The 7,013-nt window shown below is 70.9% G+C and carries 7 protein-coding genes; 3 read left to right on the forward strand and 4 right to left on the reverse strand.

Annotated features, from left to right (window positions below):
- Both OOT08_RS04550 and OOT08_RS04555 read left to right on the forward strand, forming a co-directional pair.
- Nucleotides 1-638, forward strand: a 638-nt coding sequence (locus OOT08_RS04550) for an SDR family NAD(P)-dependent oxidoreductase (protein WP_325091379.1), incomplete at its 5' end; no start/stop codon positions are given.
- Nucleotides 639-709: 71 nt separating this feature from the next.
- The gene (locus OOT08_RS04555; protein ID WP_325091380.1) at nt 710-1,435 is read left to right on the forward strand and encodes a GntR family transcriptional regulator; all 726 of its coding nucleotides are present in this window, start codon (nt 710-712) and stop codon (nt 1,433-1,435) included.
- Here the strand turns inward: OOT08_RS04555 and OOT08_RS04560 are convergent.
- Nucleotides 1,432-1,743 carry an ArsR/SmtB family transcription factor gene (locus tag OOT08_RS04560; RefSeq protein WP_325091381.1) on the reverse strand — a complete coding sequence of 104 codons (312 nt, stop codon included), beginning with the start codon at nt 1,741-1,743 and terminating at the stop codon, nt 1,432-1,434. The genes OOT08_RS04555 and OOT08_RS04560 overlap by 4 nt on opposite strands.
- Before the next feature lie 95 nt (nt 1,744-1,838).
- On the opposite strand from OOT08_RS04560, the gene OOT08_RS04565 reads away from it, so the two are divergent.
- Entirely contained in the window at nt 1,839-3,890 is a 2,052-nt protein-coding gene (locus OOT08_RS04565; protein WP_325091382.1) for a heavy metal translocating P-type ATPase, read from the forward strand.
- A 69-nt stretch (nt 3,891-3,959) separates the two neighbouring features.
- Here OOT08_RS04565 and OOT08_RS04570 read toward each other — a convergent pair whose 3' ends face one another.
- From OOT08_RS04570 to OOT08_RS04580, 3 genes are all read right to left on the reverse strand, one after another.
- Nucleotides 3,960-5,456 carry an aspartate ammonia-lyase gene (locus OOT08_RS04570; RefSeq protein ID WP_325091383.1) on the reverse strand — a complete coding sequence of 499 codons (1,497 nt, stop codon included), beginning with the start codon at nt 5,454-5,456 and terminating at the stop codon, nt 3,960-3,962.
- A gap of 221 nt (nt 5,457-5,677) precedes the next feature.
- A complete protein-coding gene (locus OOT08_RS04575) occupies nt 5,678-6,616 on the reverse strand; it encodes an ABC transporter permease (RefSeq protein WP_325091384.1) in 939 nt (312 codons plus the stop codon).
- Nucleotides 6,613-7,013: hypothetical protein (locus tag OOT08_RS04580; protein WP_442916181.1), on the reverse strand; the 401-nt coding region annotated here is incomplete at its 5' end. The genes OOT08_RS04575 and OOT08_RS04580, both read right to left, overlap by 4 nt.

Raw genomic sequence — 7,013 nt, forward strand, 5'->3', positions numbered from 1 at the left:
TCGTCGTGACCGATCGGGACGCGGGAGCCCTCGCCGCACTCCTGGCAGAGCTCGACCCGGAGCGGGTACGCTCCCTGGCCGGCGAGGTCACGGACGCCGCGCTCCTCGCGGACCTGGTCACCCTCGCTGCCACGGACTTCGGGGGACTCGACTTCCTCCTGCCCGTCGCGGGGGTCTACCCCGCGGGCCCCGTCGCGACGACCGACGACGACACCTGGCGGCTCGTGCAGGACGTGAACCTGGAGTCGGTGTTCCGCCTCGTCCGCGAGGCGATTCCCGCGCTGCATCGGGGCGGGGCGATCGTCACCTTCGCCTCGATCGCCGCGCACCGCGGCAGCCGCGAGCACGCGGCGTATGCGGCGAGCAAGGCCGGGGTGCTCGCGCTCACCCGGAGCCTCGCACTGGAGCTGGGGCCCGATATCCGGGTCAACGCGGTCTCCCCGGGCACGATCGCGACCCCCATGACCCGCGACCTGGTCGCGGCGCGCGGCGACTCCATGCTCCGGGAGACCGCGCTCGCCCGCCACGGGGAGCCGGCTGAGGTCGCCGCGGCCGCCCTGTTCCTCTGCTCCGACGCGGCGGGCTTCATCACGGGCGAGGCGCTGCACGTCAACGGCGGCCTCTTCATGGCGGGCTGAACACCCGCGGGGAGGACGCGCCGGACCCGCGCTCGCCGCCGGGGCCGCCGGGCTCCCGTAGGGTGGAGGGCATGACCCCCGGACCGAAGACGCCCCCCGCGCGGGAGGCGGCAAGCCAGCGCATCGCCAACGACCTCCGCGCGGAGATCCTGAGCGGGGTGCGCCGACCCGGGGAGCGCATCCGACAGGAGATCATCGCCGAGGAATTCGGCGCGAGCCGGTTGCCCGTTCGGGAAGCGTTGCGCATCCTGGAGTCCGACGGCCTCGTCACCCTGATCGCCAACACGGGCGCGTGGGTGTCCACGATGGACCTGGCCGAGTGCACGGAGACCTACCTCATCCGCGAGCGCTTGGATCCATTGCTGCTGATGCTGGCCGTGCCGAACTACAGCGACGCCGACGTCGATCGGCTCGAATCGATGGCCGCCGAGGTCGCCACCACCGGCTCCGTCGAGGGCTTCCTGGAGCTGGATCGACGCTTCCACCTGGAGAGCTACCGCGCCGCCGGGGCGGACTCGCTCTATGCCATGGTCGAGCGACTCTGGAACACGACGCAGCACTACCGCCGCGCGTACACCCACCTCATCGGCTGGGACGGCCTGCGGATCAATCACCTTGAGCACACGCTCATGCTCGACAGCTTCCGCAAACGCGATGCCGAGGAGGCCGAGCGGCTCATGCACAGCCACCTGCGGCGCACGCGCCTGGAGCTGGCGCGGCACCCCGAGATCTTCGAGGCCACGATCGGGGCCGCCGAGGAGCACCCGGCCACCCCGCAGGGCCCCGCGCGCGGCTAGACCGCGGGGGCCTGGGGCTCGACGTGCCCGACGTGGTGCACCGCCTGGCGGAGTAGCTCACTGACGTGTCCGTCCGAGATGCGATAGGTCACGGTCCGCCCCCCGCGTTCGCCCACGACCAGGTCGAGGTGGCGCAGGATCCGCAGGTGGTTCGAGACGGTGGCCTGGGCGATACCGAGGTCACTCTCCAGCTGCCCGACCGAGCAGGGTGATTCGTCGAGGCGCGCCAGAATCCGAAGCCTCCCGGGTGAGGCGAGGGCTCGCATGGTTTCCGCGACGTGCTCCGCGTCGCGCTCGCTCAAGATCATGAGAACCAGTATCACCTGCTTTCCGCCGTTTCGCCCTGCGGGACAAAACTTATCAAAACATTTCAATATTGCAATGTTTGGGTTATGGTGGGGACATGACGACCTACGCACCCCCCTCGACTCCCCCGGACCGTCATGACCATGACGAGCACGGCGACCATGGCGCCCGTGAACTCGGCTTTGCGATGACCTCCGGGATCACCTTCCTGCTCGGCTTCGCGCTCGAGCTCTTCCCCGAGAGCTGGACCTCGGGCTGGATGCCCGGCTGGCTGCCGCTCGCCTTCTTCCTCGCTACGTACTTCTTCGGCGGCTTCTATACCTTCGGCTCCGCGATCCAGTCGATCCGCCGGGGCCGCTTCGAGGTGGACTTCCTGATGCTCTTCGCCGCGCTGGGCGCCGCCGCGGTCGGCCGCTTCGCCGAGGGCGCGGTGCTGCTGTTCCTGTTCAGCCTCGGTCACGCCCTGGAGGAGTACGCGATGGGGCGGGCCAGTCGCTCGATCGAGGCGCTCGCCGAACTCGCCCCGGCCACGGCCCTGCGCCGGCTGCCCAGCGGCGACACGGTCGAGACCCCGACCGAGGATCTGGTCCCCGGGGACGTGGTGCTCGTCCGCCCCCACGCGCGCATCCCCTCCGACGGGGTGGTCGTGCTCGGCTCCTCCGAGGTCGACCAGGCCTCCCTCACCGGCGAGAGCATCCCCGTGTCCAAAACCGCCGCCCCCGATCCCGAGGAACCCGTGGACCGCATCCCGGATCGGCACCGCGTCTTCGCGGGCACCGTGAACGGCTCCGGGGCCCTCGAGCTGCGCGTGAGCGTCGCCGCGGCGGACAACACCCTGGCCCGCGTCGTGGCCCTCGTCCGGGACGCCGATCAGACCGCCTCCCCCACCCAGCGCTTCATCGAGCGCTTCACCCGCTGGTACGTCCCCGCGGTCATCCTGATCGTCGCGCTCGTGCTCCTGTTCGGCGTCGTCTTCCTCACCGAGTCCTTCGGCGAGAGCTTCTACCGCTCGATGCTGGTGCTCGTCGCGGCGAGCCCCTGCGCGCTGGCGATCTCGACCCCCGCGGCCGTGCTCTCCGGGGTCGCCCGGGCCGCCCGGGCCGGGTTGCTCGTCAAGGGCGGCGCGGCGCTGGAAAGCCTCGGCAAGGTCACCGCCGTCGCCTTCGATAAAACCGGGACCCTGACCTGGGGCCAGCCGCGCCTCACCGACCTCGTGCCCGCCGAGGGCGCCACCCGTGAGGAACTCGCGCGGTCGGCCTACGCGCTCGAGTCCGGCAGCGACCACCCCCTTGCCGGGGCGATCGTTCGCGGCGTGCGCGATGATTTCCCCGCGGACAGCCTCCGTGAGGCGAGCGACGTCGTCGCCGTCACCGGTCGCGGCCTGCGCGGCGTCCTCGACGGCGCAGAACTCGCGATCGGCAGCCTCCGCCTCTTCGAGGAATCCGGGGCGCAGATCCCGGAGGACGTCCGCCGCGCCGTAGCCTCCCTCCAGGACGCGGGCCGCACCACGATGGTGCTTCGCTCGGGCGAGCGCTTCCTCGGCGTGCTCGGCGTGATGGACCCGCCCCGCGGCGAGGCCCGGCACGTGATGAGCGCGCTGCGGGAGCGTGGCGTCGAGGAGCTGGTCATGATCTCCGGCGATAACCAGCGCGTCGCGGACGCCGTCGGCTCGGCCGTCGGGGTGGACCGCTGCGCCGGGGAGCTGCTCCCCGAGGACAAGGTCACCGAGATCCAGCGGCTCAGCTCCGGGAATCGCCAGACCGCGATGATCGGGGACGGCGTGAATGACGCCCCCGCGATGGCGAACGCGACGGTCGGGATCGCGATGGGCGCCGCGGGCTCCGCCGTTGCCCTCGAAACCGCCGACGTCGCCCTCATGGGCGATGACATCGGCCGGCTGCCCTTCCTGCTTCGGCTGAGTCGGGCGAGCAGCCGGATTATCCGGCAGAACCTGATCATCGCGCTCGCCATCGTGATCTTCCTGATCCCGGCCAGCCTCAGCGGCCTGCCCATGGGGCCCGTGGTCTTCCTACACGAGGGCTCCGCGCTCCTCGTGGTGCTGAATGCCCTGCGGTTGCTCCGCTTCGAGAACGGGCGCGAGCACGCCGGCATCGAGCACGAGGAACGCCCCGTGCCCGTCGCCGCATAGGGGGGCAAACGCATCAGGGGCGGGGTCCGAGCGCGTGCTCGGGCCCCGCCCCTGGTGGGTGCGTCGGACCTACTCGGCGTCGCCCGCGGTCTGCACGGGAGCGCCCTCGACGGACTCGACGTTCTTCGCGTCGATCACGTCGATGACGCCGGTGACCGGCGCGAGGCCAGCCAGGCGGGACGGCTGCAGGATCTTCGCGAGCTCCTCCGCGCCCAGCAGGCCGCGCTCGACGACCATCTCGCCGACGTTCCCGTTCGTGGCCAGGGCCTCCTTCGCGAGCTTCGCGGCGGCGGCGTAGCCGATCACGGGGGCCAGCGCGGTGATCACGGTCACCGAGCGGGAGACCATGTCGTCGAGGCGGTCCTCGTTCGCGGTGATGCCGTCGATGCAGTTGACGCGGAGCGTGGCGCAGGCCCGCTCGAGCCAGGTGATCGACTGGAAGATCGAGTGCGCGATGATCGGCTCGAAGGCGTTCAGCTGCAGCTGCCCGGCCTCGACGGCCATCGTGACGGTCACATCGGAGCCCGCGATCGCGTAGGCGACCTGGGTGACGGACTCGGGGATCACCGGGTTGACCTTGCCCGGCATGATGCTGGACCCGGCCTGGCGCGCGGGGAGGTTGATCTCGCCGAAGCCAGCCTGGGGGCCGGAGGACAGCAGGCGCAGGTCGTTGCAGATCTTGGAGAGCTTCATCGCGGAGCGCTTCAGGGCGCCCGAGAACGTGATGAAGGCACCCGTGTCGCTCGTGGACTCCACGAGGTCGTGCGCGGTCACCAGGTCGAGGCCCGTGATCTCGCGCAGGTGCTTGATGACGGATTCCTTGTACCCGACCGGGGCGTTGATGCCGGTGCCGATCGCCGTGGCGCCCATGTTCACCTCGCGCATGAGGCGCACGGCGTCCTCGAGGCGCTCGATGTCCTCCTGGAGCGTGTTCGCGAAGGCGTTGAACTCCTGACCGAGGGTCATCGGCACGGCGTCCTGCATCTGCGTGCGGCCGATCTTCAGGATGTGCGAGAACTCGCCGCCCTTGGCGCGGAAGGAGTCGCTCAGCTTGTCGATCTCCTCGAGCAGGCTGCGCAGCGAGAACGCCAGCGCAACCTTGATCGCGGTGGGGTACGTGTCGTTGGTGGACTGCGAGTGGTTCGTGTGGTCGTTCGGGTGAATGTAGGAGTAGTCACCCTTTTCGCGGCCCGCGAGCTCCAGGGCCCGGTTCGTGATGACCTCGTTGACGTTCATGTTGCTTGACGTTCCGGCGCCGCCCTGCACGACGCCGACCACGAACTGGTCGAGCAGCATGCCGGTCTTGACGTCCTCGCAGGCCTGGTCGATAAACGCGGCGCGCTCGGCGTCGAGTGCCCCGATTTCGAGGTTGGCGCGAGCCGCGGCCTGCTTGACGCAGGCAAAGGCCCGGATGAAGTCCGGGTACACGGAGATCGGTCGCTTCGCGATCGGGAAGTTCTCGTGCGCGCGCGCCGTGTGCACCCCCCAATACGCCGCCGCGGGAATCTCGAGGCTACCGAGCGAGTCGGTCTCGGTGCGCGTTTGGGTGGACGTGAAATTGGTCACTAGTCTGTGCTCCATGAGGGGTCGATGAACAGGGCGAAACCGCCGCAACAACACCCACCAGCCTAGCCCCCTTCCCGGCGAAATGCCGCACGAATCCGCGCGGATTCCCGAGAAGCGGCCGCCCGGGGGTCGCCCGGGCCGCGCCCGAGCCGAGCGGGCCCGTAGCTCGGCCACGAACTGTTCGGCGCGGGCGAGAATCCGGACAGACCGCCGTGTCGCGGCTAGACGCGGGAGCCGCGCACGTAGGGCGTGCCGAGCGCGGGGGGCAGGGTCTGCGAGCGGGAGAAGAGCAGCAAGACGAGCATGATCAGGGCGAAGGGCAGCATCTGGATCACATCCGTTGGCACCGCCCCGGAGGCGAACTGCAGGGCGGTGCCCGCCGCGACGGTGCCGCCGTAGAGCAGCGCCCCGAGCGCAACGCCGAGGGCGCTCCCGCGGGCGAGCATCGCGAGCACGATCGCGATGAAGCCGAGCCCGTGCGTCATGAACGGGGTGAAGGTCCCGGCGGTGACGGTCGCGAGGAAGGCACCGCCGAGGCCGGAGAGCACCCCCGCGGCGAGCACCGCCCCCGCGCGCACCCGGAGCACGCTGCCCCCGGCCGCGTCGAGGGACTGCGGTCGCTGCCCGGCGACCCGAAGCCGGAGTCCCGGCCCGGTGCGCCGCAGCCACCAGCCGATGAGCACGACCAGCACGGCGGCAACCGGCACCATCGCGTGCTGCCCGAACAGGGCGTCGCCCACGACGGGGATGGCGCGAAGTCCCGGGAGGGGGAACCCATCCGGCGCGCCAAGGCGGGGGCCGGTCTCCCCGAACCAGTGCTGATAGAGCACGCTCGTGAGCCCGGAGCCGCCCACGGTCACGGCCAGGCCGACGACGACCTGGTTGAGGCCGAGGCCAACGCAGAGCACGGCGGTGATCGCGGCCGCGGCTGCCCCGGCGACCGCCCCCGCGAGGAAGCCGAGCCAGAAGGAGCCCGTGCCGAGCACGGTGGCGAAGCTCGCCAGCCCGCCGACGAGGAGCATGCCCTCGGTGCCGAGGCCCAGCACCCCGGACTGCTCGCTCAGCGTCTCCCCGAGGGCCGCGAGCAACACCGGCACCGCCCCGAGCAGGGCGGCGGTCACGAGCGCGGCGACGAAGGCCGGGGTCAGCAGCTCACTCATCGCGAGCCCTCCCGTCGGGTCAGGGAGCGGACCCGCTCGCGCAGGCCCTCCGGCAGGTAGCGCTGGCCGAGCGCGCGGCGCTCCCCCAGGAGCTCAATGACGGCCATGAACAGCAGGATCAGGGCAACGATGACGAGCAGGAAGTCGACGGAGAGCCCGCTGCGCTGGGCCGCCATCGTCCCGCCCGTCGCGAGCACGGCGTAGCAGAGCACAAAGGGGATCGCGGGGAGCGGGCGCAACCGGGCGAGGAAGACGAAGGGCAAAATCGCCTGCCCGTAGCCCGGGTTCCAGTCGCTGCGCATGTAGCCCCACACGCCGAGCACGTCAACGGCGGCCGCCAGCCCGATCAGTGCCCCGCTGAGGAGCATCGTGCCAATGATCACCCGTGGGGCGAAGA

It is taken from the genome of Leucobacter sp. M11, from assembly GCF_035726885.1.
Lineage (GTDB): Bacteria > Actinomycetota > Actinomycetes > Actinomycetales > Microbacteriaceae > JAPFRB01.

Excerpts from the sequence above, each read along its gene's own strand:
- OOT08_RS04560 (WP_325091381.1), bottom strand. The coding sequence starts at position 1,743 with ATGATCTTGAGCGAGCGCGACGCGGAGCACGTCGCGGAAACCATGCGA.
- OOT08_RS04565 (WP_325091382.1), top strand. The coding sequence starts at position 1,839 with ATGACGACCTACGCACCCCCCTCGACTCCCCCGGACCGTCATGACCAT.
- OOT08_RS04575 (WP_325091384.1), bottom strand. The coding sequence starts at position 6,616 with ATGAGTGAGCTGCTGACCCCGGCCTTCGTCGCCGCGCTCGTGACCGCC.
- OOT08_RS04555 (WP_325091380.1), top strand. The coding sequence starts at position 710 with ATGACCCCCGGACCGAAGACGCCCCCCGCGCGGGAGGCGGCAAGCCAG.